We start from the raw sequence: 25,240 nt of genomic DNA on the forward strand, positions 1-25,240 counted from the left end.
GTTCTAACTAAAATAAAAAAACTCCTCATTTGTGAGGAGTTTTTTATTGGATAATGATAAACTCTTAATACAACCTATAACGAGGGGCTTCAATGCCTTGCATTCGCAAAGATACTAATGCTTGCCCACGATGGTGGATCATATGATCTTTAATAAAGTCAAACGCCCTTTTCTTCGAAAACTCAGGCTTATTCGGATCAAAAGGAACTACGAAGGTTTCTTTCATTTGCTCTTCGGTCATCCCCTTGTAAGTATCTTTAATATTCTTAAAAGTTGCAGTAATTGTAGCAATTACTTTTTCTTTGTCTGCACCCATCTCTTTTTCCATTTGGGCGGCTTTAGCAAAATCCTCTTGGCTTGGCATAGCACCACCTTTTACAAACATGTCTAATAAGAATTTAGATGACATACCAATATGTGCCATTTGCTCACCAAAACTTCGAATAGAATCATGAGGTCTAAATGTATACTTATCAGCTGGCATAGTTTCTGCCAATTCTATAGTATATGATTTTGATTCCTCTAGAAATTTGATAAAAGCATCATTGGATCGGTCAATGGTTTCTGGAGTGTTTTTTGAGTTTACAAAAGCTAAAGTTCCCACAGCTATAAAAGCAAGCATAAAGTAAAATGATAGTTTTTTCATTGTTTGATAGTTTAAGTTATGCTTAAAAATAAGCATAATATTCTAAATAAATATTGAGAACAATATAAATTGTGTGAAGTTAATTCAAATTGCAAAGTATTAGATTTCTTTGTATCATTACAACTCTTAAACTACAAGGTGAATGGCTGACAAAGACAATATTTCTGAAATCAAAATAGAAGATCAAACGGTCATTAAAAATACAGAACTCAGTATTTGGGAGGCCTTAATTCCTGTTTTTGCTTTAGTGGGAATGCTCTTTTTTAATGTGTTTTTTGTGTATGGTGATGATGCTTTAAGTGGTAGTAACCAGTTTATTTTATTATTAGGAGCTGCCGTAGCTGCTATTGTAGGTTTTAGAAATAAAGTAACTTATAAAAGGATGTTGGCTGAAGTTGCCGAGAATGTAAAATCTACTTCAGGAGCTTTGTTGATATTACTGATGGTCGGTGCCTTGGCCGGAACATGGCTGATCAGTGGAATTATTCCTTCTATGATTTACTATGGTTTGCAAATATTGAATCCTACAATTTTTCTAGCTGCCTGTGTTATTATATGTGCTATTATTTCTATAGCAACCGGAAGTTCTTGGACGACCGCAGCTACTGTTGGAATTGCTTTAATAGGTATCAGTAAGTCTTTAGGGATTTCAGCAGGTATGACAGCTGGAGCAGTACTTTCTGGTGCTTATTTTGGAGATAAGCTCTCACCTCTGAGTGATACTACTAATTTGGCACCAGCTATGGCAGGGGGTGAATTGTTTGATCATATTAAGTATATGACCTATACTACCATACCAACAATTACAGTGGCATTATTGGTATTTATTATTATTGGTTTGAATATAGATACTGTAGGCTCGCCTGATGTTTCCGATAAGTTACTCGCTATTAAATCAGCTTTTAATATTACTCCTTGGTTATTTATTGTTCCGGTGTTTGTAATTATTATGATTGTAAAAAAGACTCCCCCTTTAATTGCATTGCTTATAGGTACTTTATTGGGAGGGGCTGCAGCAATTATTGTGCAACCAGATATTGTAACGAAGGTGGCCGGAGCCGATTCGCTAACATTTCAATCGGCGTATAAAGGTGTAATGAATGCTATGACTGTTGATTCGGCCGTTGAAACATCTAGCACTGAATTGAATGATCTTTTCACTGCTGGAGGCATGAGTGGAATGTTAGGAACTATATGGTTGATTATATGTGCTATGGTTTTTGGTGGAGTGATGGATGCTATTGGAGCTTTGGCCAGGATTACCGATGCTCTATTAAAATTAGCTACCACCACCTTTGGATTGTTTGCAAGCACTGTAGCTAGTTGTTTAGCATTAAATGCCACGGCTTCTGATCAGTATTTGGCAATTGTAGTACCTGGTAAAATGTTTAAACAAGCTTATGAAGATAAAAACTTAGCTCCGGAAAATTTAAGTAGAACTCTAGAAGATTCAGGCACAGTAACTTCAGTGTTGGTACCATGGAATACCTGTGGAGCGTATCACAGTGGTGTATTAGGAGTACCTGTTGTTGACTATGCTTTTTATGCTGTTTTTAATTGGTTGAGCCCGTTTATGACATTAGTGTTTGCCGCTTTTCATATAAAAATAAAGCAGTTAACCAATAAGGTTGAAGTTGCCTAGATAAAGAAATTCCAAACCAACCCAAAACGGATTACAAAATCTCGGTACGGATAATTAGGCGCCGAAAAATGATTGTTAGTGCTACCAAAATCATAGTTAAAATGCTCTAGTTTAAAATATAATCGTGTACGTTGTATTTGAGCATTGATAAAGAAATCTAGCACGGGATACCCGCCAATTTCAGTTTCATTTTGCAAATTAAACTCAGATAGCACTGGGTTGTAAGCATTTGCATAATATTTGGTAAAGTATTTTAAGGTAACACCTGTCTGCAAGAATAGAGGATCTCCTTTAAATAAGTAATCAGCAAAATATATTGAGTTTCTTGTTACAAATTCGGGCACTCTTAAAACAGAAGCTCCGTTGGTTACTTTCTGGTACATCACCGCATTATCAAAACCAAATTTTCCAATTCTAAGATCTTTTGAAACTTTAATTTTTAAGTAGTTAATGGTTTCATCACTTTGCAATGGTAACGGTTGCGTTTGAGTAGCTGTAGTATCACTAAAATATGTGTAGTTGTCCAATTGCGTGATTTGAGCATGTGCATTTAAAAGTTTGTCTGACTTCAAATCGAAAATTAGACTTCTAGTAATTTCATTTCTTAAATTACGTCTCCAGTTATAAGCTAAATAGCTACTCTGATTCAATAGAAAATTTAAATTAGGTGATTTGCTATTGTTTAAGAACGTGCCTTTAAATGTAAATAAACTGTCTTGTTTGTAACTGGCAGTTGCTTTGATGGAATTACCGCTAATATCTCCAGTTAATATGGTCTTAACCTCCGCATCTATATTAATTCGTTTTAATTGCGTTTTCCATTCACCACCAACGGTAATAACATTTCCGGTAAATGTAGGTGGCACGGATTCGTTACCAACATCCGTAACGGAGTTATACCCGTATTCAAAATCATAATATCCGGCTTTGAATTTTAGCTCTCCTAACACTATAGGTGATTTTAAGGCTAAATACGCTTGAGCATCAAAAGTAAAATGTCTAGAAGCATCGTTTATGGAGCTTGTAAAAGAATCTCCAAATAGACTATTTGCGCTTGTCTGATTGTAAGTGTAATGCTTTCGTTGATAACTTAAAACATTTCCTATTTTAAGATAAGTTTTAACATTACTTAAAGTGTCTCTTCGTTGCCATAACTTATAACCATGGTCCAAGTAATACCTATTGCCTCTTAATAAACTTTCAGCATCATTAAAATTTGTTGCCAGCCGTGCCCTGTCTGAAAAATTACCGTCATCAGTCTCAAAACTGACCACTGAAGACTCCGTTAATCCACCATTTTGTTCACTGGTTAAATCCTGAGCAACTACATGCCCTTTTGCATCGTAAGCATTGTTTTTTGTTACATAATTAAATGTAAAGCGCATAGCGCCATTACTGTTGAGAGCATTGATGTATTTACCCAATGAACGTAACCCTTTATAAGCTATAGAAGCATTGAATCGTTTGGAGGTGTTTAGAGTAAACATAGCATCAAGCACTTGTCCTTGTTCAAGCCCAGTTCTGTACATCAATTCGGTAGTAGGTGTAGGTACATGAAAGTAATAAATATCGTTTACTTCATAGAAGTTATAATGCATTGCCCTGGCTCCCATTGTGGGAAATAACGAGTTATCATCAAAAACATATCCTAAATTATTAAAGGTTTGCCCTTGATTATGAAAAGGGAGCAATTCAAAATCGTCTTTGCGTATGAAATTGAATTTATGGTACTTAGCCATTGATAATGTAGTATCTATATAAATAGTATCATTTTTATAAGATATTACCTTGTAATCTGTAAACTTAGTTTTACCACTAAGTTTTATTTTTAATGATTTATTAAAACGAGTAGAATCTTGCTGGTCTTGACCATATTGATTATTTACACCCTGTATTCCTCTATCTGGAATAATTTGTGCATAAGACGTAAGCGCTAGTAAAAATAGAAAAGTAATGATACTTTTTTTGGCCATTCAAAAATGAAATAGAAGGCAAAGGTAATATAATTGAGTAAAAAAGTTTTCCTAAAATTTAGCTAAGAGTTTTAACATTATAAGGTATTTTTAAGCTTATTTTTTAAGTAATGCTTTTAAAAAATTTTTCAGGATATAAATTAGAAGTAGGTACAGATGAAGCAGGTAGAGGATGTTTAGCTGGTCCTGTGGTAGCTGCTGCAGTTATATTACCAAGTGATTTTGAACACGAACTGCTAAACGATTCAAAACAATTAACGGAAAAACAACGCTTTAAGCTCAAACCTTTTATTGAGAAATATGCTGTGTCTTATTCGGTGAATTTTGTTTGGCAACAAGAGATAGATGAGATCAATATCTTAAATGCATCTATAACCGCAATGCATCGAGCTATTGTAAATTTAGATCAAGTTCCTGAGTTTATTATAGTTGACGGAAATAAATTTAAGCCGTTAAAAGATATTCCATATGAAACTATTGTTAAAGGAGATGGTAAGTATTTAAGCATTGCTGCAGCTTCAATTTTGGCCAAGACCTATCGAGACACTTATATGGAAGGAATTCACGATGAATTCCCTTCTTATAACTGGAAACAGAATAAAGGGTATCCTACAAAGCAACATCGGCAAGCAATTAAGGAGTTTGGAATAACAGATTACCATAGAAAGTCGTTTAGATTGTTGCCTAAGCAATTGCACTTTGATTTTTGAATAGGAAAACCCCTTTTTGTTGTTAGGAAATTCTCTTAAATAATTAGTGTTTTTCCTGTTGACCCGAAAGTAAGTTACACCTAATTTAGCTTCAAAATTTTGCTATGAATATTTCTATTACAATGATGGAATCTCTATCTTCTTTTTTAAAAGTTGTGAGTGCTGGTGCTACTGCACTTATAAAGCGTATAGTATTAGTAATTTACTGTTTTCAAGCCATATTAAAAAAGACGAATAGAAAGGCTACATTAGATATCAAGAAATTAAAATCTAATATGTTCAAAAAAAGAAGCGCTTAATACAAAGGTAATTGTAAAGTTAGTTTGGTACCTAAGGCTTGGTCATTTTCATCAACGAGATCCTTATAAGATAATGAAAAAGTATTTTGAAAATTCTTTACAAAATTATTCAATCGCTCCGTGGTCAGTTTAATACCAATTGACTTTCTATGAATCACCTTTTTTGCTTTAATTTTTGCTGATTCTTTTCTGCCTATACCGTTATCTTCAATATCAATTTCGATAAATCTTTTATTAGGTTGTTTCACAAATATTTCGACTTTTTTATCACCTTTTTTTGAAGATAGTCCATGCCAAATAGCATTTTCTAAAAAGGGCTGTAATACCAATGGAGGGACTTTAATTGTATCTGTTTGAATTGATGGATCTACATGAAAATCATATTGTATTTCATTGCCAAATCGTATATTTTCTATACTAAGATATAGATTCATAGTTTCCAGCTCTTCTGCTAAAGAAGTTTCTTTAACATTTGATGCATCCAATATTTTTCTAATCAGTTTAGAAAACTTATTCAAGTAGTGTACTGCATTCTTTTGCTCATTGTTAATGATATATAACTTTATTGAATTTAAGGCATTAAATAGAAAATGAGGATTCATTTGAATACGCAACAAATCTTGTTCTAGTGTTAAGATTCGTTTTTCATTTCCTAAAAGACGCTGCCTATATAAAAAGTAGAGTACCACACCTAAAAGTGTAAGAGCAATTAAACTAATCAACCATATGTTCCTATTTTTTTTAAGATTTAAACGCGCTATCTCATTTTCTTTGGCTAATACTTCAATTTGATTATTCTTTTTCTCACTGTCATATTTAATGATAAGATCATTTACATATTGTGTAGTCCGTTCATCGGATATTTTTTCATCAAATTCTTCGGCTAATTTGTAATACTTTAAACTACTTTGATAGTCCCTTTTCTTAGAAGATAGCTCTGATAAATGAGTAAAACCTTCTGAAATAGCTGGCGAAATACCGTACTCTTGAGCTATTTTTAAGCCTTTTAATAGATTTCTTTCCGCTTCAGCAAAATTGCCAGTCTCTGTGTTAGCCCATCCTAAGTAAATATATTGTGTAGATAAGTAATCTTTGTTGTTGAGATCTATAGCCTTTGGAAGATTTTCCTCAATAATTGCAATTGCTTCTTTAGGTTTCTTTTGTTTGATGAGTACTCTTGCCATACTACCGTTACAAATAACCTGACCAATTCTATTGTTAATAGAATTATTAATAACCTGAGAGCTTCGGTAATGTTCTAAGGCTTCGTCAAGGAGGCCACTCTGTTCCTTTGCATAACCAATATTTTGATTGTTGATGGCTAAACCTAAAGTGTTATTAATGCTCTGTTCAATTTTCTGTGATTGAAGAAACTGCTGTATGGCTAGATCATACTGTTTTAAGAGTAGATAAATATTACCCATACTGTTATGAGATACAGCAATACTTCTTCGTAAACCTAACCCTGGATTTTTGACAGTTTCAGCCAAGGCCAATGCTTCTTGATTGTAGTCTAAAGCAGTTCTATTAGCATCTACTTTTCTATAGTCAACTCCTAGCATGTTTAAACTAAACACCCTAAATTCAACACTGTTTGCTTCTTCAGCTACTTTTAATGCTTCTCTATGAATTTTTATAGCTTTACGAGGTTCAGAAAAATTTCGATAGCTAGTACCAAGAATGTTTAAAGCATAGGTTTTACCTATAAGGTAATTGGCTTGGTCAAATCGTTGGATAATAGTACGTAGCTGGGTAGTATCCTTTCTAAATGGTCGTACAATATCATTGATTTCTTTATAAGTTTCCGGTCTTATTTTAAGAATGCTGTCTATTCTTTTTTCAAGAGAAGGTCTTTTCTTTTGCGCATAAACAAAATGAAAAGAAAAAAGTAATACAATAGCTATGTAAATAATTTTTTTCATTAATTTTTTCAGAATTTACCAAGAAAATCAGATTTTCGTTGTCTCGAAACGGGTATTTTTTTGCCATTATCTAATACCACATAGCCATCAGTCTTTAAATATTCTTTGATCTTGTGGAGGTTAATAATAAATGAATTATGAATTCTAAAAAAAGAATCTTCCGGTAGGAGTTCGCCCACCTCTTTTAATTTTTTTGTTAAGAGAATATCTTTGCCGTTTTTTAAAAAAAGTGTGGAATAGTTACCATCAGACTCAGCATAAATAATATCGTCGGGTTCTAAAAAAATAAGCTTTCCATCAGTATTGAAGGTAATTTTTTTGTGATTCAGTTTTTCATTAAAGTTTAACAAAATACGTTCAAACTTATCAGCACTAACAATTCTTGAATTATACTTTTTGATCTTAGTAACAGCTTCTTTTAGATCATCAGGATCAATAGGTTTTAGCAAGTAATCTACTGCTTCCTTTTTTAGTGCTTTAATAGCGTATTCATTATAGGCCGTTGTGATAATAACTGCAAAGTCTTTTTTATCAATTTTTTCTAAAAATTGAAACCCATCCATGGTAGGCATTTCCACATCTAAAAACAAACAATCTATAGAGGTGTTATCTAAATAATGTAATGCCTTTTCAGGCTCGGTAAATGTAGCAATCACTTCTAGTTCTTGACTAAAATTGGATAGTTCCCAAGATAAACCTTGAATGGCCTTAGGTTCGTCATCAATAATTACTGCTTTAAGCATTTGGGTAGGTTTAATCAAATTTAATGAATGCTTGCTTATTATCTAAAAAGCATGTATAGTTTGCACTAAATTAAGTATAAATGGTCATTAATTGTAAAGGATTGAAATTATTGTCAAGAAAGTGAAGATTATACAGAAATTTATACCATTTATACAAAGTAGCTTGCGCAGAAGGGTGTATTTGCAGAGATTTGTGTAACAATTATCAAGCGTGCTATGAAAAGAATACAGCTATGACTAAGACACTTGAATTGTTATGAAAAAGAATTTATTATCGTGATTAGGGGAAAGTATTTCCCCTTTTTTTATTAGTTGTATTTGAACCATAAATGACATGTTAAAATGTTGAATTGTTAAAAACAACTTTGTTTCTAAAATTCTAGTACGCTTCTAAACATCTATTTTCGCAGCTTAATTCTGTTAACCATGATCAAAAAGAGTAAAGCTGAAATTTCAAAATTCATCATTCATAAAGTTGGCAATAAGTTTAATGAGGCTACCAATGTACTTTCCGAAAATGAAGTAACATTTGATGAAAACAGCTACAACATCATGCTGCCTTTTTTATTGAAGTCTTTTGTAAATGTGGTTGAAAGTTATAGATTTCATCATCATGCTGATATTAGTCTGAATGAATTGAATAGCTATTCAAAACAAGTGTTTGAAGATGATAACATTTTTGTTGAAGTCTCCAAGAATATCGTCCAACACTTGTATGAACAATCTAATTCTGCGCAGATTAAAACAGGAGATGTTATTGTGGCTTTGTTTGAGGATATTGAATATCGTGATACTACTACACAAGCTCTTGGAATTTTCAAGATTGAAAACAAGCTTGATTTCTTTCAAACCTACTTAGAGAATAATAGTTTTGATGTTTTTGTACAAAAGGGCATCAGTACCAAGAAACTTGACAAAGGTTGTTTGATCTTAAACTCATCTGATGATGAAGGAAATACCGTTTTGTCTATTGACACCAATAATTATGATGCCCAATATTGGATTCAAAATTTTTTGAACATTAAATATGCAAATGACAATAACAGACATACACAAGTTTATTTAGAGCTTTGTAAGGATTTTTCTGAAGAAATAGTTAAAGAAGAATTTGGGAATCAAGAGCAAAATCAGTTTTTGGCTAGAACAGTTGATTTCTTTAAAGAAAATGAAACGGTTAATGTTCATGATTTTAAAGATTCTGTTTTTGATGAAGAAAAACATAAACATTTATTTGACGACTATAAAACACAATTTCAAGACACTAATAATCTTGTAGTATTAAATCAATTTTCAGTAGCAGAGGCGGTTCTAAAAAAACAAAAAAGAGCTTTTAAAACAGAGATCAAACTCGATACTAACATTCAAATTAAATTAGATGTTGATGCACCAGATGCTGCCGAAGAATATTTAGAAAAAGGCTATGATGAAGAAAAGAAAATGAAATATTACAAGGTGTACTTTAATGAGGAAGATTAAATCCCATCCCTAACCCTTCCCAAAGAGAAGTTTATAAAATAGAATTGTCCTCTTGAGGGGACTTTAGGGGTGTCGTCATTGCGAGGTGAATTTTGATTTACCGAAGCAATCTCATATTTATGAGAAGATTACTTCACTTCGTTCGCAATGACCACTATATTAAATCTGTACCTTCTCTTTAATAAATTCAACTTCAAAAACTTCCTTAAAGTAACTCGTTATTTTTTGCTTTACCTCATCAAGATCTAATTCTTTGTTAAGTTCAGCCTGTAATGAAGTAACTGCTTTTCCTTTAATACCGCAAGGAATAATATGATCAAAATACCCAAGGTTGGTATTTACATTTAAGGCAAAACCATGCATTGTCACCCATCTGCTACTTCGCACGCCTAAGGCACATATTTTTCTTGCAAATGGAGTGCCTACATCCAGCCAAACTCCTGTTTCACCTTTACTTCGCTCACCTTTCAGCCCATAATAGGCTAAAACTCTAATAATGACTTCCTCTAATGAACGCATATACTTGCCTATATCATTAAAGAAATTGTCAAGATCTAAAATAGGATATCCTACTATCTGTCCTGGGCCATGGTAGGTGATGTCCCCACCACGATTGATCTTATAAAAAGAAATGCTTTTTTCTTCTAGTTGCTTTTCTTGAAGTAGTAAATTACCATAATCACCACTTTTACCTAATGTATATACATGAGGATGCTCTACAAATAGAAAATAATTGGGTGTTTGAAGATTGAGATTTTCATTTCTGTTGCTACGTTTTATTTGAATAATACCATCAAATAAGGTTTCCTGATAATCCCAGGTTTCTTTATAGTCTTTACTTCCTAAATCTTTTAAATATATCTGTTGCATATTATCGGTCAGGATTGTTTAAAATAATAAGCGCTGCCAAAACTCCCGGTATCCATCCTAAAAGTGTCAATAAAAATACAATGACTATTGATCCACATCCTTTATCAACAACTGCTAGTGGTGGACACACAATGGATAACAACACTCTAAAACATCCCATAAATAAACTACAAATATACGTTAATTAGACTTCATTATATTGGTAGTAAAAACCCTATGAATGTTACGGTTTTTGCTATTTCTTTTTAAAACAAATTTTTTATAGTAGCTTCGTGCTTATGAAAGAGAAATTACTCTTTATACTTCTTTTACTAATGCTGTTTTTATCAGAATTAGAAGCTCAATATATGTTTAGTGGCTATGTTGAAGATGAAAATGCTCATGGAACGGCATACCTTTCATTAATTGACGATTATAGAAAGATGGACGGCATCTTTGAGGAACAAGTAATCAATAAAGTAAATATTGAGGATAACTATTTTGAGTTTAGGGGTGATAATTTAGATAAACAGAATAGGCTTTATCGTATTCATATTGATAGTTGTTCTGATGGAGAAATTAATAAGAATCACTTTAACGGTAGCTGCGAGTTTAGCAGTCATATTGTTTTTATTGCGAATAATAAAGATACGATTGGTTTTCCATCTTCTTTTGACGATCAGATGTTTTGCAGTATTTCATCAAAAAGTGCGCATGCAAAGTCTGTATTTAAAATTGATTCTTTAAAGGAATTGATGAATTATGATTATAGCAATTTTAGAAGTGAGGCCAATAAAAAGTTGAATAACAAAAAGTGGTTTGGTAAACTACAGGAGTTTGGGGAAGATTTAAATGAGCCCCTTGCAGAGCTTTATGTTTATAATTACTTATCAGATAGATCAACAGACCTACATTCATATTACATAGAAGATGTGCAGTCAAATACGTATTATGAGTCACTATTAGAACGATTAAAAACAGAATACCCCGAAACATCTTACGAAAAACAGTATGAAATAGAATTAGCGTCTGATAAATTTGCTACTTCAAATACTGAACATTCCATTCATTTTCCTTGGAAATATGTATTAGGAAGCTTGCTGATTTTATCTTTACTACTTAATTTCTTCTTTTGGTCAAAATGGAAAGGATTAAAACAGCAGCGCAAATCGAAATTTAAAGAACAATTGACCAAACAAGAGCAGAAGATAGTTGATCTTATCCTACAGGATAAGACCAATAAAGAAATTGCTCAAGAGATTTTTGTGAGTGTGAGCACCGTGAAAACCCACATTAACAACATCTATAAGAAGCTCAAGATATCTTCACGAGAGGATGTTAAGGTGTTGCTAAACAACTAATTGTTAAATTTCCACCTAGGGTCTAGTACCAGTTTCAAACCCAAGATTTAAGGTATCAGCAAAAGAATTTTTGATTTTAGTAATCTAAAATAATCTAAATCATGAAGCGAATTATGTTATGCATTGTAGTAGGAATCTTATGGTCCTGCAACTCAAGTTCACAAACCTTGAATCAAGAAACTAGTAAAGAAGGTAAAAAACCATACCTCTTAGGTAAAATAAATATAGAAGGGCTTTCTTCAGAAAATTATAAAGATTGGTTTTTAAGTGGTTATAATGAATACAAACCTGATTCAACTGTTATTGATCAAATTTCAAATACCCTGAATGCATATTCCATACTGCTGTTTATGGGCACCTGGTGCGGTGACAGCAGGAGAGAGGTTCCTCAATTTTTAAAGGTGCTTGATGCACTCAATTTCCCTAATGATAAATTAACTATGGTTGCGGTGAGCAGTGAAAAAGATATGTATAAACAGAGCCCTGGGCATGAAGAAAAAGGATTGAATATCCATAGGGTGCCTACATTTATTTTTTATAAAAATGGAAAAGAAGCGAACAGAATTGTAGAGCATCCGGTGACCTCTCTAGAAGATGATACATTACAAATTCTTAGAAATAATTATGTGCCCAACTATAGTATTGTTGATGAGTTGAATGCCATTATTGAGAATGAAGATTTCTATGAAAAAGCATTGAGTCAAGTTGAGGCTTATAAAATGAAGGCAAAAAACATGTATGCCTTGAATACTTACTCAAGAATTCTAGCAACAACCGATAGGCAAGATAAGGCTCTAGATGTATTACGATTAAATATGATGTTATTTCCTAATGATCCTAAAACCCATATGAGTTTAGCAAATACTTATTTAAAGTTAGATGATAAAAAAAAGGCCTTATCATATTATGAAGAAGCATTAAAAATAAATCCAGATAATTCAAGGCTTAGTTCTAAAATAGAACAATTAAAAAGTGCACTTTCAGGTAGTAGCAATTAAGCATAAATAGTGTAATTTTGCAATCTTAAAAATTACACGAATGCAATTGTCAGAACAAGAAATCGTAAGACGTGAAAAGCTCGCTAAATTAAGAGAGTTAGGTATTGACCCATATCCTGCAGATTTATATCCGGTAAAGAATTTTTCGAAGGAGATCAAGAGCGCTTATATTGAAGGGAAACGTGTGGTCATAGCTGGTAGATTGATGAGTCGCAGAATTCAAGGGAAAGCTTCATTTGCTGAATTACAGGATGCCGAAGGACGTATTCAGGTATATTTTAATCGTGATGAAATTTGTACTGGTGAAGACAAAGCCAAATACAATGAAGTGTATAAAAAATTGCTTGATATAGGTGATATTATTGGTATTGAAGGTGAACTATTCAAAACACAGGTGGGTGAGACTACAGTGATGGTGAAGGATTTTACTGTACTTACAAAAGCATTACGTCCGTTACCACTACCTAAAACTGATAAAGATGGTAACGTATATGATGAGTTTAATGACCCGGAATTGCGTTATCGTCAGCGGTATGCTGACTTAATAGTTAACCCAAGGGTTAAAGATACTTTCGTAAAGCGTACAAAGATTACCAATGTCATTCGTCAATTTTACAATGATATGGGGTTTTTAGAGGTTGAAACACCAATTCTTCAGCCAATTCCTGGAGGTGCTGCAGCACGCCCCTTCATTACGCATCACAATACCTTAGATATGCCATTATATCTGCGTATTGCCAATGAATTATATTTAAAGCGATTAATCGTTGGCGGTTTTGATGGCGTTTATGAATTTTCTAAAGATTTTAGAAATGAGGGAATGGATAGAACCCATAATCCGGAGTTTACAGTTATGGAAATGTATGCAGCATACAAAGACTATAATTGGATGATGGATGTTACCGAACAACTTCTAGAAAAGATTGCGTTAGAGCTTCATGGTACAACTAAAGTTCAGTTTGGTGAAAATGTAATTGATTATAAAGCGCCATACCAAAGAATTGGTATTCTGGATGCTATTAAAGAACATACAGGTTATGATTTATATCAAAAGAGCGAGGGTGAAGTTCGTGATGTTTGCAAAAAATTAGGACTTGAAGTTGATGAAACAATGGGAATTGGTAAAATGATTGATGAGATATTTGGCGAAAAGTGCGAACCGCATTATGTACAACCAACTTTTATTATTGATTATCCTGTTGAGATGAGCCCATTAACAAAAAAGCACCGTTCAAAAGAAGGCTTGACAGAACGTTTTGAATTAATGGTAAATGGTAAGGAATTGGCCAATGCATATTCTGAGTTAAATGACCCTATAGATCAACGTGAGCGCTTTGAAGATCAATTAAAGTTATCTGAAAAAGGTGATGATGAAGCTATGTTTATTGATCAGGACTTCTTACGTGCTTTAGAATATGGTATGCCTCCAACTTCTGGTATTGGTATTGGTATTGATCGTTTAACCATGTTTATGACCAATAATGAATCAATTCAAGAGGTATTGTTCTTTCCGCAAATGAAACCGGAAAAGAAAACCCCTTCAGTAGAATTAAATGATGAAGAAAAAAATGTTTTTCAAATTCTTCAAAAAGAAGAAAAAATTGATTTGACTACTTTAAAATCGCAATCTGGTTTAAGTAATAAAAAATGGGATAAAACCATTAAGCACTTAACAAAAAACAATTTGGCAAAAGTGAATAAAACGGAAGAAGGTCTATTTGTTGAGGTTGTAGAGTAATGTCATTCCTGCGGAGGCAGGAATCTAGATAAAAGAAAAGGAATTACAATTTTGTGATTCCTTTTTTTATTTGAAATCTACTTATATTCGCTCATGCCAAACTCAAAAAAGATAGGTCTTCTTTTGGGGCCACTACTTTTTTTTATACTCGTTAATTTACCTTTTGAATTAGTTTCTAAAAATGGTGATGCTGTTATAGGGGTCGCCCTTTGGATGGTTACTTGGTGGATTAGCGAGACCGTCTCTATTTCTGTAACAGCACTATTACCTTTAGTATTGTTTCCCTTGCTAAAAATAATGCCTTTAGCTGATGTGGGAGCAAATTATGGTAGTCCTATAGTTTTCCTGTTTTTTGGCGGATTTGTATTGGCATTGGCATTAGAAAAAGTCAATCTGCATAGACGCATAGCACTAAATATTATAAAACTAACTGGAACCACTCCAAACAAAGTCATTCTTGGTTTTATGATTGCTACGGGTTTACTAAGTATGTGGATTAGTAATACGGCAAGTACTGTTGTGATGTTACCAATAGCGCTTTCTGTAATTCAATTATTGATAGACGATGAAGATGGATTTACTAAAAATGATCAGAATTTTGCCCTAGCTGTAATGCTCGGTATTGCCTTTTCAGCTAATGCAGGTGGTGTTGCTACAGTTATTGGTACACCGCCAAATTCGGTGTTGATTGGTTTACTAGAGAATGAATACAACATAGAAATATCCTTTCTGAAATGGATGGTCTTAGGGTTGCCATTTTCTATTATCATGATTACTATCATTTATTTTGTGTTGACTAAATGGATGTTCCCCAATAGGGATTTACAATTTAATGCATCTACGGAGGTTATTGATATGGAATTAAATAAATTGGGTAAAATTTCTGCTAAAGAAAAAATGGTATTGCTAATTTTTGGTATTACTGTTTTTCTATGGATTTTTAGAACTGTGATCAATAACATTTTCCCTGGTTTAAAATTGTCTGACACTATTATAAGTATGACAGGAGCCATTGCCATTTTTGCAATTCCATTTAATTTTAAAAGAGGTGAATTTATTTTAGAATGGAAAGACACCGAAAAATTGGCTTGGGGCATCTTGATTCTTTTTGGCGGTGGTTTAGCACTTGCCAAAGGCATGTCTGCCAGTGGAATAGTTGATATGGTTTCTAGTGCTATCGCATCAAGCAACATAAGTATTCTATTGACAGCATCTTTTTTGATTTTACTAATGCTTTTTATGACGGAGTTGATGAGTAATGTAGCTCTAATTGCTGTCCTAGCTGCTGTAGTAGCCGGTATCGCTATTGGGTTAGGTATTCCAGTAGTACATTTGCTCATCCCTGTAACTATTGCAAGTAGCTGTGCTTTTATGCTGCCTATGGCTACACCTCCTAATGCCATTGTCTTTGCCAGTGGCTATATTAAGGTACATCAAATGGCTCGCGCAGGGGTTATTCTGAATTTGATATCTGTAGCATTTTTGATTCTTTTATTTCAGTTTGTAATTCCATTATTGTTTTAAATATTCCTTTTCATTTCTAACAAATTAAAATCTGATAACTAAATTTTTTTTATTGGGATATTAAACCTTTTCAAAAGTGTTTAGTCTTAGAACCGTACAACCAAAAAATTGAAATTATGAAGACTAAAAAAATAATGCTATTTGTTGCAGCTGTTACTTTCTTATTTTCAGTAGAAAGCATGGCACAAAAGAAAAAGACAAAAGTAGTTAAGAAAAATGGTAACACTACAGTTGTTAAAAAAGGTGTGGATGCTGAAGGAAATAAACATCTTTCCGTAAAGCGTAAGGAAGCAGATGGTGATGTAAAGAAATTTAAGGGTGTGAATCAGATTGATGGTGATAAATACAGAGCAGCTGGTGTCAACAAAGCAGATGGAACCAAGAAACGTGCAGCTGGTGTGAATAAGGCTGATGGCACTAAAAAAAGAGCGGTAGGTGTTAATCAAGTAGATGGTGATAAGTATAGAGCTGCTGGTGTTAATAAACCTGATGGAACAAAGAAACGAGCTGTAGGAGTGAACAAAGCAGATGGCACCAAACGAAGGGCATATGGAGTTAAAGATGCTAATGGTAATAAGAAAGGAGTAATAATTAACGGAAAGCCTAAAGGGGCTAAAAAGGCACAAAAAGGAGCAAAGAAAAATTTTAAAAAGGCCAAAAGAGCTAACAGAAAAATCAGAAGATAAAAGGTTGATTAGGTTTATAGGTTTTTACTTAAAGCATCTGAAATTTCAGATGCTTTTTTTATGTACTTTGAGGAAACTAACCCCAAGCACTACAATTTTAACAAAAATTAGTTCTATTGTAATAATATAATTTTTTAGTCGTTTGAGTTCCTAGTTAAAAATTATAAACCAAAAAGTAACCGAAAAATGATCAAAAAATCCCTACTAATAGTCGTGTTGTGTTTGAGCGCGATTTCAAGCATAGCTCAAAAAGTTGATTTAGATAGAGAGTATGTAAAGGTATCTTATGTACGACTACCTTATGCTCCAATTTTAGATGCATCTATGAGAACCTATTCAGTTAGTGCAACAAATAGTTATGCTCATGTAAGAAATATAGAAGATAATGTTGTGCTTGAAGGCTTCGAAAAAGTAAATGATAATGGTACCGTTCTTATTTCTGCTAGAATTGACAAAATAATAATAGATAAGGTTGATATTGTTAAAAGAGAAGAGGTTAAAAAAGACAAAGAGGGCAATGTAACTTCAAGAAAATATTATTACAGACCTGTTGTTACTTATATCACCTCAGGAGGTTATAAAATAGGTAAAAACGGACAGCAAAATGTAAGATATATTGCAGTTGGAAAGAAAGACAATGTTTTTAAAGGTAGTGAATATACATCAAGAAGAGCAGCACAAGATTATTACAATAATAATAGGTATGAACTTCGTGATAATTTTGCCGACGAATTCGTTAAAAATGTGATAAGTAATATTAATGGCAAGATAAACAGTAAGTATGGTTATGTTGTGAAGAATCATAACACAGAAATGTGGATTTTAGATTCTAAAAAGAACAGCGACTATGAAGGTCATCAAAAGGCTTTTAAAGATATGAAGGCCATGTTTTCTAAAATGAAATATGATGAACCGGTTGACTTCATAAAAGAAGAAATGAAACCAATTGTTGCTTATTTTGAAAGCATTATTCCTAAGTATAGTGAAGTAAAAAAGCGTAAGCATAGAAAAATGCGTTTCGCCTCTTACTATAATATAGCTAAGATGTATTATTATGCAGAAATGCCAGAGAAAGTGTTGGAATATGCCAATAAAATTATTGAAAATGATTATGATAAAGGAGATGGAAAAAGCTATATCAAAAATGTTGAAGATTTAACGAAGAAATTTGAGTCGAATCAAACGAAGACAAGACACTTTGCCGTTGAAACTACAGATATTACCGGAATCAACTCTGATGGAGTTGCAAGTACGGTTCAAGAGGTTGCTGCAGGCCCTGAAAAAAAAGAAGTTTTCGTTGACGCAATTTATAACAAAGGAGAGGGTACTGTGGTTGAAGGCAAGCTAAAATTAAAACTTGAAGAAGGTGTTGATATTAATGGTTTAGATCTTACAAACTATCACAAAAATATTGTAAGAATGTATTATTTAGATGATGAAGGTGAAGCAAAAAATAAAGGATATTTTGCCAGGGAGAATGCATACTTCAAAGCAAATGGATCTACCTATGAAGCTGTGAAATTTAATTCTGCCATTGATGAGCAATCTCAAGGTAATGTAGTAAGCTTAGATGGTGCCAGATATTTATTTTGTAAAGTCATCCATAAAGGGAAAAGATTGAACCTATACAGATATAAAAAAGAATTGGTGATCAAGAAAGTTGGTGATAAAAAAGGACAGTCAACGTCCTCATTGTCATATACTATAGGGTTTAAAAAGAAATTAGCTAAACTGGTAGCTGACTGTCCTGAGTTAGCGCAGCTGGCCAAAGAAGGCTCATTTACCAATGATGAAGATAGCTTATTGGCTTTTGTACAAGAATATGATAAAGCTTGTGCAAGTGGAACCAATTAAAAATGTAATTTGTTATTTTATTTTGTTAAAAGCCGGCCTTAGTGCCGGCTTTTTCTTTAACATTTTGTTAAGAAATAATCGCAGGTACTTTTATAATTTCGGCATCAGTAACTTTTTGATGAAAGTACTGACTAACAACTAATAAACTTATCATATGATTAAAAGACTTACTCAATTCGCAATTTTGTTATTGCTTTTTGGTTTTTCAACCGATGGAATAGCGCAAAAAAAATCAAAAAAGAAGAAAAAGAAAGGAAAAACAGAAGCTTCCGTTCCTAAACCTAAGCCAAAAAAAGGGGCAATTCAACCTTATGGTAAAGTGGTCACCAAAGACGCAAAGACAGACGAAGGTCTTTTCAAAGTACATCAGGTAGATGACAAGTTCTTGTATGAGATACCTGATTCATTATTAGAACGTGAAATGCTCATGGTTATGCGAATTGCCAAAACAGCATCGGGTATTGGTTTTGGTGGAGGTAAAGCTAATACACAAGTACTGCGTTGGCAGAAAAAAGGAAAAAAAATTGTCTTGAGAGTAGTATCACATCAAGTAGTGGCAGCTGATTCTTTACCTGTACATGAGGCAGTAGTGAATTCTAATTTTGAACCTGTTTTATATACGTTTCCTATTAAAGCATTTAGTAAAGATTCAACGGCATCAGTTATTGATGTGACTGATCTTTTCAACAAGGATGTGAAGGCTTTAGGAATGCCAGAATTTAGAAGAAAACAATACAAAATTTCTCGTTTAGACGCCAATAAATCTTTTATTGAAAGCGTAAAGAGTTACCCTTTAAATATTGAAGCACGTCATGTAAAAACATATAACGCAGGATCACCACCTTCAAATACAAGTACTGGTACGGTTTCGATTGAGATGAACAATTCTATGATCTTACTGCCAAAAGAACCTATGAAACGTAGGCTTTTTGATGAACGTGTAGGCTGGTTTGCTAGAGGCCAGGTAGATTATGGAGATGAAGCTCAAAAAAGTAAAACGGTTCGCTATTTAGATAGATGGCGATTGGAAGTGAAACCTGAGGATATTGAAAAGTTTAAGCGTGGTGAATTGGTAGAACCCAAAAAGCCAATTGTCTATTATATTGATAGAGCAACTCCTGAGAAATGGAGAAAGTATATCAAACAAGGTATTGAAGATTGGCAAGTAGCTTTTGAAGCAGCCGGATTTAAAAATGCCATTATCGCTAAAGACCCTCCATCTAAAGAAGAAGATCCTGACTGGAGTCCTGAGGATGTACGTTATTCAGTGGTACGTTATTTAGCTTCTCCTATTCCTAATGCCAATGGTCCGCATGTAAGTGACCCTCGCTCTGGCGAGATTTTAGAATCTGATATCAACTGGTATCACAATGTTATGACCTTGCTCCGTAACTGGTTTTTTGTGCAGACTGCAGCCATAAACCCAGAGGCACAAACTACGGAATTTAAAGATGAGGTGATGGGTAGATTAATTCGGTTTGTATCTGCGCATGAAGTAGGGCATACCATAGGTTTGCCACATAATATGGGGAGTAGTGTAGCCTACCCTGTTGATTCACTACGTTCAGCATCATTTACCCAGAAATATGGTACAGCGCCATCAATCATGGACTATGCACGGTTTAATTATGTAGCACAACCTGGTGATGAAGGTGTAGCTTTAATGCCTAATATTGGAGTGTATGATAAGCATGCCATTCGTTGGGGCTACCGTCCAATCTTAGATGCAGAAACAGCTGGAGATGAGAAGAAAACCTTAGATAAGTGGATTACCGATCACGCAGGAGACCCTATGTATCGTTTTGGGCATCAGCAGGTAATTAGTGTAGTTGATCCTAGCTCTCAAACAGAAGATTTAGGTGATGATGCTATCAAAGCCAGTCTATATGGAATTGCTAATTTAAAACGCATCGTTCCTAATTTAGAAAAATGGACAACTAAGGATGGTGAAACCTATGCCGATTTGAAGACCATGCATGGTCAGGTATTGGCTCAATTCAATCGCTATATGGGTCATGTAGCAAATAACATTGGTGGTGTTTATGAATATTACAAGACTGCAGATCAAGATGGAGTAGTGTATACGCATGTTCCAAAAAGCCATCAGATGGATGCCATGAAATTCTTAAATGAGCAGCTGTTTACCACGCCCATGTGGATGATTGATAAAGACATTATTGATAAGACGGAATATACAGGTACAGTTGAGCGCATCAGGAGATTGCAAGAACGTACCTTGAATAATTTATTAGATTTTGGTAGAATGGCGCGTATTGTTGAGAATGAAACTTTAAATGGTAATGAAGCCTATACCTTGATCAATATGATGAATGATTTAAGAAGAGGGGTTTGGAGTGAGTTAAGAACAGGTAGAAAGATTGATACTTATAGAAGAAATTTACAACGCGTTTATATAGACAGATTAAAACATTTAATGACTGCTGAGAAGCAGAATTTACCTAATTTTAATAGTCCATACTTTAAGCCTACACGGGTAAATATTAGTCAGTCTGATATTCGTTCGGTGGCTAGGGCAGAACTAGAAATATTAAAAAGAGATATTAGGGCTTCTATTGCAATCACGAGAGATAGAATGAGTAGGTATCATTTACAAGATGCTCTAGAAAGAATTGATCTGATTTTAGATCCGAAATAAAAATTATATAAAATGTAACCTTGAGCGCAGTCGAAAGGTCATGAAGCCTCAAATTTATTTGAGGCTTTTTTGTTTGTAACATTTTCTTTTTCAACTCGTCGAATAGATTGTAAACTATTCGGTATGTATAATCTGCTTAAGAGTGACACTTCAAATGAAAATGTTGGTGATCTATCACTGCTATTAACGCAATTAAAAGAAGCAGAAGAATCGAAGGATTATCATACGTTTTATGAGCAGTTCAAATCAACGAAGCTTCCATTTATTCCTTGTTATGAGAAGAATGCCAAAAAGGTATATGAGGATACCTTTCAAATTCTTCATGAGTTGGGTTCTATTTCCATTCCTGTTTCTGTGGCCTTGTCTATGCATTATTATGTGTTGGCGTCAATGGCGACATATCCGTTTTCAAAAACAAGTAAGGAGTATTGGAAGCGAGAGATGTTACTGCAAAAAATTAAAAAGGAGAAATTACTTATTGCCAATACGGGGTCGGTGCGAACCTTTAAAGATGTATCCGGTGAAAAAGTGATACTCGCCAAAAAAGATAAAGATTATTACTATATCAATGGGGAAGCACCTTATATGTCTTTGGCAGGCGTGGCTGATTATTTGGTGTTTACTACCGAATTACCAGAGGGTGACGCAGCTCGAAAGGCTATCTTTTTTATCTCAGCTAAGGATAAGAATATAAAATTTTCTGATGCTGCTTTTGGTGATACGATGCAAGGCTCTTTTACCAAGTCAGTACGATTTGAAAATGTAAAGGTTGATAATGGAAATGTAATCAAATTAGACAATGCAGAAGATGAACGTTGTGAAATTTTAGTATACCAACGTTCTTGGTTTCAAAGCCTGGTGCCAGCTCCTTATTTAGGTGCAAGTAAACGGGTTCTTGAGGAACTAATAGCGTTCAGTGAACAAAAGATAAAGAACGACATAAAACTTTCTGAATCAGAAGATTTTAGAAGGCAATTGGGCGAACTTTTTATTCAATATAAGACTGTTATGCAATTGTGTGAGAATGCTGCTGCAAAATTCAATACGTTTAAAAAGGATAATGCTCAATTGTTAGAGCAATTGTTTGAAGCTACGGTACTAGCAAAATACAATGCCACACACACTGCTGAAGAAATAGTTATGAAAACACGTCACTTGATGGGGACCTCTTTCTTGGCTCCTGGCTCCATCACCAACAAAATTTATAAAGAAATAGTCTTTGGCGTCTTGCAACCTATGGCTAACATAGATATCAAAGATTATTTTGGAGAGCAAACTTTGGAGTAATTTAGTTTGCTTTTTAATGGAATTTCTTCGAACTTCGCTTATCTGTGCTGAAGATGTCAACCTGAGCGGAGTCGAAGGGTCGCTTCAGTATCGGTCGCTAAATGGAACTTGTGCTGTCCCGATAGTTATCGTGATGGTTTCAGTATTAAAAACTCTTCTTAGCTTAATTGTTACGATGCATATGAAAAGAATATTAATTATAATTTTGACAATGATGATTTTTAGCTCAGCTAATGGACAAAACCTTAATGGGAAATGGTTGTTGAAAGATATTGGATCTGGCGATGGACGTAGAGGCTCTCCTGGGTTCCAACTATTGGATATAAAAGATTCAATCGCTAACTTTTTTACCGATTTCACATTAAAAAAAGAAGCACTAAAGTTTAAAATTGAAAACAACGAATTCTTGACTACAATAAATGAAAAATTTGCAGAATATGAAGTTATTGGTGAGAACCATTTGAAATTATTTATGAATGGAAAATCTAATGATAAAGATGTAGTTTTTGAGTGTGATTTTTATCGACTACGACCAACAGTTACATCGCTGAAGAAAGAGGAAATAGAAAATATGACATTCACTGTAAATGAAAATGGAATGGAATCTGAACTGAATTTTAACAAGGAACTTTGGGATGATGAAATGTTAAAAATGTTTAAAAGAAAAGAAGGAGATAAAAGAATAATCGAAAAAATTGATTCGACATATTTTGTTTCAATGTATCATAACGGAAAAAGAAGCGGATCGATTCCGATTAAGGAAGTTAGTAGAGAATTTTTAAAACTATATGCTATTCCATCTGGGCCAATGGAATTAATAGCGCAGAGGAAGGAGTAGAATACGCATTACATACGGTGTATAATCCCCTATGGGAAATTCTAATGAATTTCCGTACAAGGAATCATACACAAACCAACAAGCGAAATAACAGTATGAAAGCATCAAATCAATTAGCAAAACGTTTTAAAGAAGTCTTTTTAAATGGTAAAATGGTTGCTTTTACCAATTATAAAGATCAACTTACCAATATTAGTTGGCAGCAAGCTACTCAAAGAGTATTATCATTAAATACCATTGCCTTATTGACCTTTCATATTAATTATTATTTAGATGGTGTACTTAATGTTTTGAATGGTGGAAATCTAGAGATACGAGATAAGTATAGTTTTGATGCTCCTGCACTTACTTCAGAAAAAGATTGGGAAGATTTGGTCAATAGCTTACTAAGCAATGCAGAAGAGTTTGCGCAGCACATCGAGAACATGGATGACGAGCAATTGAGCTCCATTTTTGTAGATGAGAAATACGGTAGTTATACTAGTAATATAAATATGATGATAGAGCATGCTTACTACCACTTAGGGCAAATCGTTTTGATTAGGAAGATGGTTTTAGAGCAATAAAATGAACAGTATTTCGTCATTGCGACCCGCCCTTGCGGAGAAGCAATCTGTCTTTTAAATATTGAGATTACTTCACTGGTGCCTCACTCGTAATGACGAAATAAATTACTTTAATCGGAATTTCATCATTACAGGTAAGTGATCTGAAGCTTCACCAAATTCATGAAGCACACTGCCATCAATATATTCAATAGAGTTTTTAGTGTAGAAGATATAGTCTATTCGTTTAAACGGATCTTTGGTATTAAAGGTGTTTGCAATATTGTTTTTGTTAAATGCTGCATTGCCAACCTCCGACATATTCAATAATTCCTGAATTACAGCATCTTCATTTCTGGCTTCACTATTAAAATCACCTAATAAAATTGTTGGATGGTTTGCAGCATATTTTTTAAAGAGTTCTAGTACATAGTGAAACTGCTTTACACGAGTTGGTTTGTCAAAAGCTTCTAGGTGAATGTTAATAAGAATAGCTTCTTTACTATCTAACCTTACTTTTGCTACTTGGGCTAAACGTTCTAGATAGAGAGCGTCTCTGTAAAAAGGGGAATCTTCAACACGTTCCAACACAATGCGCTCATGATCTAGCAAAGGGTACTTACTTAAAATAGATTGTCCTGATAGCATTTCACCGAAATGCATGGATGGTGGCCAGTAAGGAAAGGGTACATAGGTCTCATCCCAATTTACGGCTTCTGCTATATAATTGTATCCTAAAGAAGCAATTTCATTCTGCTGATTTACCTCATAAGACCTTGCAGACTTATAATCTATTTCCTGAAACGCTAAAATATCTGCATTTAACGAATCGAACAATTGTTTTACTTTTTTAAGATTAGTATCAAATAATGATTTTGGTTTTTCAATAGCTTTATTATTTGTCATCCCGCTAAGGTAGCCTATGTTATAGGTGACAATGCTAAACACAGAGTCTATAGCAATTTCTTTTTGATGCTCATTAACAATAAGCTTGCTATAGTCTTTTTCTGCGTATTTTGGCGAAGAGGCCCAGAAAAAAAAGATTGCTGAAAAGAGTAGTAATATCAATAAAAAAGAAGCAGTAAATCTGACTAGTTTTTTCATGCGTACGAAGATACATTTTTACTGCAAAAAAGTGCCTTATAGATTGTTGGTGTTTAAATTCTTTTTATCTTTGCAGCCCAAAACTTAAAAAAACAAATAGATAGACGACATGAAAGGAGGTGCTAAAGTATGTTAATAATTCCGGTAAAAGATGGAGAAAACATAGATAGAGCGCTAAAGCGTTTTAAGCGTAAATTTCAGAGAACTCAAACAATGAAGCAGTTACGTGAGCGCAAGCATTTTACGAAGCCTTCAATATCTAAGCGTCAGCAGTTATTAAAAGCTCAGTACGTTCAAGGACTGCAGTCTAAAGAAGATTTATAGTCTAAAATTTAGGCTGAGCCAAATATATACCGTTAGCAATTCACAAAGACAATTTGTAGCTTTGT

Annotated in this window: 22 protein-coding genes; 15 read left to right on the forward strand and 7 right to left on the reverse strand. The window is 33.7% G+C overall.

Features of this window, described 5'->3' with window-relative positions; translation table 11 throughout:
• Positions 1–64: 64 nt before the first annotated feature.
• A complete protein-coding gene (locus AC1EU5_RS08010; RefSeq protein ID WP_480191858.1) occupies positions 65–646 on the reverse strand; it encodes a DinB family protein in 582 nt (193 codons plus the stop codon).
• A 142-nt stretch (positions 647–788) separates the two neighbouring features.
• Between AC1EU5_RS08010 and nhaC the strand changes: the two genes are divergently transcribed.
• The gene (gene nhaC / locus AC1EU5_RS08015; protein ID WP_480191859.1) at positions 789–2,288 is read left to right on the forward strand and encodes a Na+/H+ antiporter NhaC; all 1,500 of its coding nucleotides are present in this window, start codon (positions 789–791) and stop codon (positions 2,286–2,288) included.
• On the opposite strand, the gene AC1EU5_RS08020 is transcribed toward nhaC, so the two are convergent.
• Positions 2,285–4,261: a putative porin gene (locus AC1EU5_RS08020; protein WP_480191860.1), complete on the reverse strand. Its 1,977-nt coding sequence runs from the start codon at positions 4,259–4,261 to the stop codon at positions 2,285–2,287. The genes nhaC and AC1EU5_RS08020 overlap by 4 nt on opposite strands.
• Positions 4,262–4,371: 110 nt before the next feature.
• Between AC1EU5_RS08020 and AC1EU5_RS08025 the strand changes: the two genes are divergently transcribed.
• Together AC1EU5_RS08025 and AC1EU5_RS08030 are read left to right on the forward strand one after the other, a co-directional pair.
• On the forward strand, positions 4,372–4,971 hold the full coding sequence (locus AC1EU5_RS08025) for a ribonuclease HII (RefSeq protein ID WP_480191861.1): 600 nt from the start codon (positions 4,372–4,374) through the stop codon (positions 4,969–4,971).
• Between the two features lie 104 nt (positions 4,972–5,075).
• Positions 5,076–5,270 (forward strand): hypothetical protein, encoded by a 195-nt coding sequence (locus AC1EU5_RS08030; protein ID WP_480191862.1) that lies wholly within the window; start codon positions 5,076–5,078, stop codon positions 5,268–5,270.
• On the opposite strand, the gene AC1EU5_RS08035 is transcribed toward AC1EU5_RS08030, so the two are convergent.
• Together AC1EU5_RS08035 and AC1EU5_RS08040 are read right to left on the reverse strand one after the other, a co-directional pair.
• Positions 5,267–7,192: a tetratricopeptide repeat-containing sensor histidine kinase gene (locus tag AC1EU5_RS08035; protein ID WP_480191863.1), complete on the reverse strand. Its 1,926-nt coding sequence runs from the start codon at positions 7,190–7,192 to the stop codon at positions 5,267–5,269. The two genes, AC1EU5_RS08030 and AC1EU5_RS08035, sit on opposite strands and share 4 nt — an antisense overlap.
• An 8-nt stretch (positions 7,193–7,200) precedes the next feature.
• Positions 7,201–7,935: a LytR/AlgR family response regulator transcription factor gene (locus AC1EU5_RS08040; RefSeq protein ID WP_480191864.1), complete on the reverse strand. Its 735-nt coding sequence runs from the start codon at positions 7,933–7,935 to the stop codon at positions 7,201–7,203.
• Positions 7,936–8,361: 426 nt separating this feature from the next.
• Here AC1EU5_RS08040 and AC1EU5_RS08045 point away from each other — a divergent pair, with 426 nt between their 5' ends.
• Entirely contained in the window at positions 8,362–9,411 is a 1,050-nt protein-coding gene (locus AC1EU5_RS08045) for a nucleoid-associated protein (protein ID WP_480191865.1), read from the forward strand.
• Between the two features lie 159 nt (positions 9,412–9,570).
• Here the strand turns inward: AC1EU5_RS08045 and lipB are convergent, their stop codons facing one another.
• Together lipB and AC1EU5_RS08055 are read right to left on the reverse strand one after the other, a co-directional pair.
• Entirely contained in the window at positions 9,571–10,281 is a 711-nt protein-coding gene (gene lipB / locus AC1EU5_RS08050) for a lipoyl(octanoyl) transferase LipB (protein WP_480191866.1), read from the reverse strand.
• A gap of 1 nt (position 10,282) precedes the next feature.
• Positions 10,283–10,441 (reverse strand): YqaE/Pmp3 family membrane protein, encoded by a 159-nt coding sequence (locus AC1EU5_RS08055; RefSeq protein WP_480191867.1) that lies wholly within the window; start codon positions 10,439–10,441, stop codon positions 10,283–10,285.
• Between the two features lie 118 nt (positions 10,442–10,559).
• Between AC1EU5_RS08055 and AC1EU5_RS08060 the strand changes: the two genes are divergently transcribed.
• From AC1EU5_RS08060 to AC1EU5_RS08105, 10 genes are all read left to right on the forward strand, one after another.
• Complete coding sequence (locus tag AC1EU5_RS08060) at positions 10,560–11,621, forward strand: helix-turn-helix domain-containing protein (RefSeq protein ID WP_480191868.1); 1,062 nt, start codon at positions 10,560–10,562, stop codon at positions 11,619–11,621.
• 101 nt (positions 11,622–11,722) lie between these two features.
• Positions 11,723–12,619, forward strand: a complete 897-nt coding sequence (locus AC1EU5_RS08065; RefSeq protein ID WP_480191869.1) for a tetratricopeptide repeat protein — start codon at positions 11,723–11,725, stop codon at positions 12,617–12,619.
• Between the two features lie 40 nt (positions 12,620–12,659).
• Positions 12,660–14,357 (forward strand): lysine--tRNA ligase, encoded by a 1,698-nt coding sequence (gene lysS / locus AC1EU5_RS08070; protein ID WP_480191870.1) that lies wholly within the window; start codon positions 12,660–12,662, stop codon positions 14,355–14,357.
• A gap of 93 nt (positions 14,358–14,450) precedes the next feature.
• Positions 14,451–15,881, forward strand: coding sequence for an SLC13 family permease (locus AC1EU5_RS08075; protein WP_480191871.1), 1,431 nt, complete (start codon positions 14,451–14,453; stop codon positions 15,879–15,881).
• Between the two features lie 116 nt (positions 15,882–15,997).
• The gene (locus AC1EU5_RS08080; protein WP_480191872.1) at positions 15,998–16,567 is read left to right on the forward strand and encodes a hypothetical protein; all 570 of its coding nucleotides are present in this window, start codon (positions 15,998–16,000) and stop codon (positions 16,565–16,567) included.
• 186 nt (positions 16,568–16,753) lie between these two features.
• The gene (locus tag AC1EU5_RS08085) at positions 16,754–18,421 is read left to right on the forward strand and encodes a hypothetical protein (RefSeq protein ID WP_480191873.1); all 1,668 of its coding nucleotides are present in this window, start codon (positions 16,754–16,756) and stop codon (positions 18,419–18,421) included.
• Between the two features lie 154 nt (positions 18,422–18,575).
• The gene (locus AC1EU5_RS08090) at positions 18,576–21,077 is read left to right on the forward strand and encodes a zinc-dependent metalloprotease (protein ID WP_480191874.1); all 2,502 of its coding nucleotides are present in this window, start codon (positions 18,576–18,578) and stop codon (positions 21,075–21,077) included.
• Positions 21,078–21,200: 123 nt separating this feature from the next.
• Positions 21,201–22,364: an acyl-CoA dehydrogenase family protein gene (locus AC1EU5_RS08095; RefSeq protein ID WP_480191875.1), complete on the forward strand. Its 1,164-nt coding sequence runs from the start codon at positions 21,201–21,203 to the stop codon at positions 22,362–22,364.
• A gap of 181 nt (positions 22,365–22,545) precedes the next feature.
• The gene (locus tag AC1EU5_RS08100) at positions 22,546–23,202 is read left to right on the forward strand and encodes a hypothetical protein (RefSeq protein ID WP_480191876.1); all 657 of its coding nucleotides are present in this window, start codon (positions 22,546–22,548) and stop codon (positions 23,200–23,202) included.
• Positions 23,203–23,297: 95 nt separating this feature from the next.
• Positions 23,298–23,768 carry a DinB family protein gene (locus tag AC1EU5_RS08105; protein ID WP_480191877.1) on the forward strand — a complete coding sequence of 157 codons (471 nt, stop codon included), beginning with the start codon at positions 23,298–23,300 and terminating at the stop codon, positions 23,766–23,768.
• A gap of 105 nt (positions 23,769–23,873) precedes the next feature.
• Here AC1EU5_RS08105 and AC1EU5_RS08110 read toward each other — a convergent pair whose 3' ends face one another.
• Entirely contained in the window at positions 23,874–24,851 is a 978-nt protein-coding gene (locus AC1EU5_RS08110; protein WP_480191878.1) for an endonuclease/exonuclease/phosphatase family protein, read from the reverse strand.
• Positions 24,852–24,980: 129 nt separating this feature from the next.
• On the opposite strand from AC1EU5_RS08110, the gene rpsU reads away from it, so the two are divergent.
• Positions 24,981–25,175: a 30S ribosomal protein S21 gene (gene rpsU, locus AC1EU5_RS08115; protein WP_480191879.1), complete on the forward strand. Its 195-nt coding sequence runs from the start codon at positions 24,981–24,983 to the stop codon at positions 25,173–25,175.
• Positions 25,176–25,240 lie beyond the last annotated feature (65 nt).

The organism is Maritimimonas sp. 2405UD52-3 (assembly GCF_056591715.1).

What these genes read in the sequence shown, in the direction of transcription:
- AC1EU5_RS08065 (WP_480191869.1), top strand. Translation starts at nt 11,723, where the DNA reads ATGAAGCGAATTATGTTATGCATTGTAGTAGGAATCTTATGGTCCTGC.
- AC1EU5_RS08095 (WP_480191875.1), top strand. Translation starts at nt 21,201, where the DNA reads ATGTATAATCTGCTTAAGAGTGACACTTCAAATGAAAATGTTGGTGAT.
- AC1EU5_RS08020 (WP_480191860.1), bottom strand. Translation starts at nt 4,261, where the DNA reads ATGGCCAAAAAAAGTATCATTACTTTTCTATTTTTACTAGCGCTTACG.
- AC1EU5_RS08085 (WP_480191873.1), top strand. Translation starts at nt 16,754, where the DNA reads ATGATCAAAAAATCCCTACTAATAGTCGTGTTGTGTTTGAGCGCGATT.
- AC1EU5_RS08045 (WP_480191865.1), top strand. Translation starts at nt 8,362, where the DNA reads ATGATCAAAAAGAGTAAAGCTGAAATTTCAAAATTCATCATTCATAAA.
- AC1EU5_RS08010 (WP_480191858.1), bottom strand. Translation starts at nt 646, where the DNA reads ATGAAAAAACTATCATTTTACTTTATGCTTGCTTTTATAGCTGTGGGA.
- AC1EU5_RS08030 (WP_480191862.1), top strand. Translation starts at nt 5,076, where the DNA reads ATGAATATTTCTATTACAATGATGGAATCTCTATCTTCTTTTTTAAAA.
- AC1EU5_RS08035 (WP_480191863.1), bottom strand. Translation starts at nt 7,192, where the DNA reads ATGAAAAAAATTATTTACATAGCTATTGTATTACTTTTTTCTTTTCAT.
- AC1EU5_RS08090 (WP_480191874.1), top strand. Translation starts at nt 18,576, where the DNA reads ATGATTAAAAGACTTACTCAATTCGCAATTTTGTTATTGCTTTTTGGT.
- AC1EU5_RS08080 (WP_480191872.1), top strand. Translation starts at nt 15,998, where the DNA reads ATGAAGACTAAAAAAATAATGCTATTTGTTGCAGCTGTTACTTTCTTA.
- AC1EU5_RS08110 (WP_480191878.1), bottom strand. Translation starts at nt 24,851, where the DNA reads ATGAAAAAACTAGTCAGATTTACTGCTTCTTTTTTATTGATATTACTA.
- AC1EU5_RS08075 (WP_480191871.1), top strand. Translation starts at nt 14,451, where the DNA reads ATGCCAAACTCAAAAAAGATAGGTCTTCTTTTGGGGCCACTACTTTTT.
- nhaC (WP_480191859.1), top strand. Translation starts at nt 789, where the DNA reads ATGGCTGACAAAGACAATATTTCTGAAATCAAAATAGAAGATCAAACG.
- lysS (WP_480191870.1), top strand. Translation starts at nt 12,660, where the DNA reads ATGCAATTGTCAGAACAAGAAATCGTAAGACGTGAAAAGCTCGCTAAA.
- AC1EU5_RS08040 (WP_480191864.1), bottom strand. Translation starts at nt 7,935, where the DNA reads ATGCTTAAAGCAGTAATTATTGATGACGAACCTAAGGCCATTCAAGGT.
- AC1EU5_RS08025 (WP_480191861.1), top strand. Translation starts at nt 4,372, where the DNA reads ATGCTTTTAAAAAATTTTTCAGGATATAAATTAGAAGTAGGTACAGAT.
- rpsU (WP_480191879.1), top strand. Translation starts at nt 24,981, where the DNA reads ATGTTAATAATTCCGGTAAAAGATGGAGAAAACATAGATAGAGCGCTA.
- AC1EU5_RS08100 (WP_480191876.1), top strand. Translation starts at nt 22,546, where the DNA reads ATGAAAAGAATATTAATTATAATTTTGACAATGATGATTTTTAGCTCA.
- lipB (WP_480191866.1), bottom strand. Translation starts at nt 10,281, where the DNA reads ATGCAACAGATATATTTAAAAGATTTAGGAAGTAAAGACTATAAAGAA.
- AC1EU5_RS08105 (WP_480191877.1), top strand. Translation starts at nt 23,298, where the DNA reads ATGAAAGCATCAAATCAATTAGCAAAACGTTTTAAAGAAGTCTTTTTA.
- AC1EU5_RS08055 (WP_480191867.1), bottom strand. Translation starts at nt 10,441, where the DNA reads ATGGGATGTTTTAGAGTGTTGTTATCCATTGTGTGTCCACCACTAGCA.
- AC1EU5_RS08060 (WP_480191868.1), top strand. Translation starts at nt 10,560, where the DNA reads ATGAAAGAGAAATTACTCTTTATACTTCTTTTACTAATGCTGTTTTTA.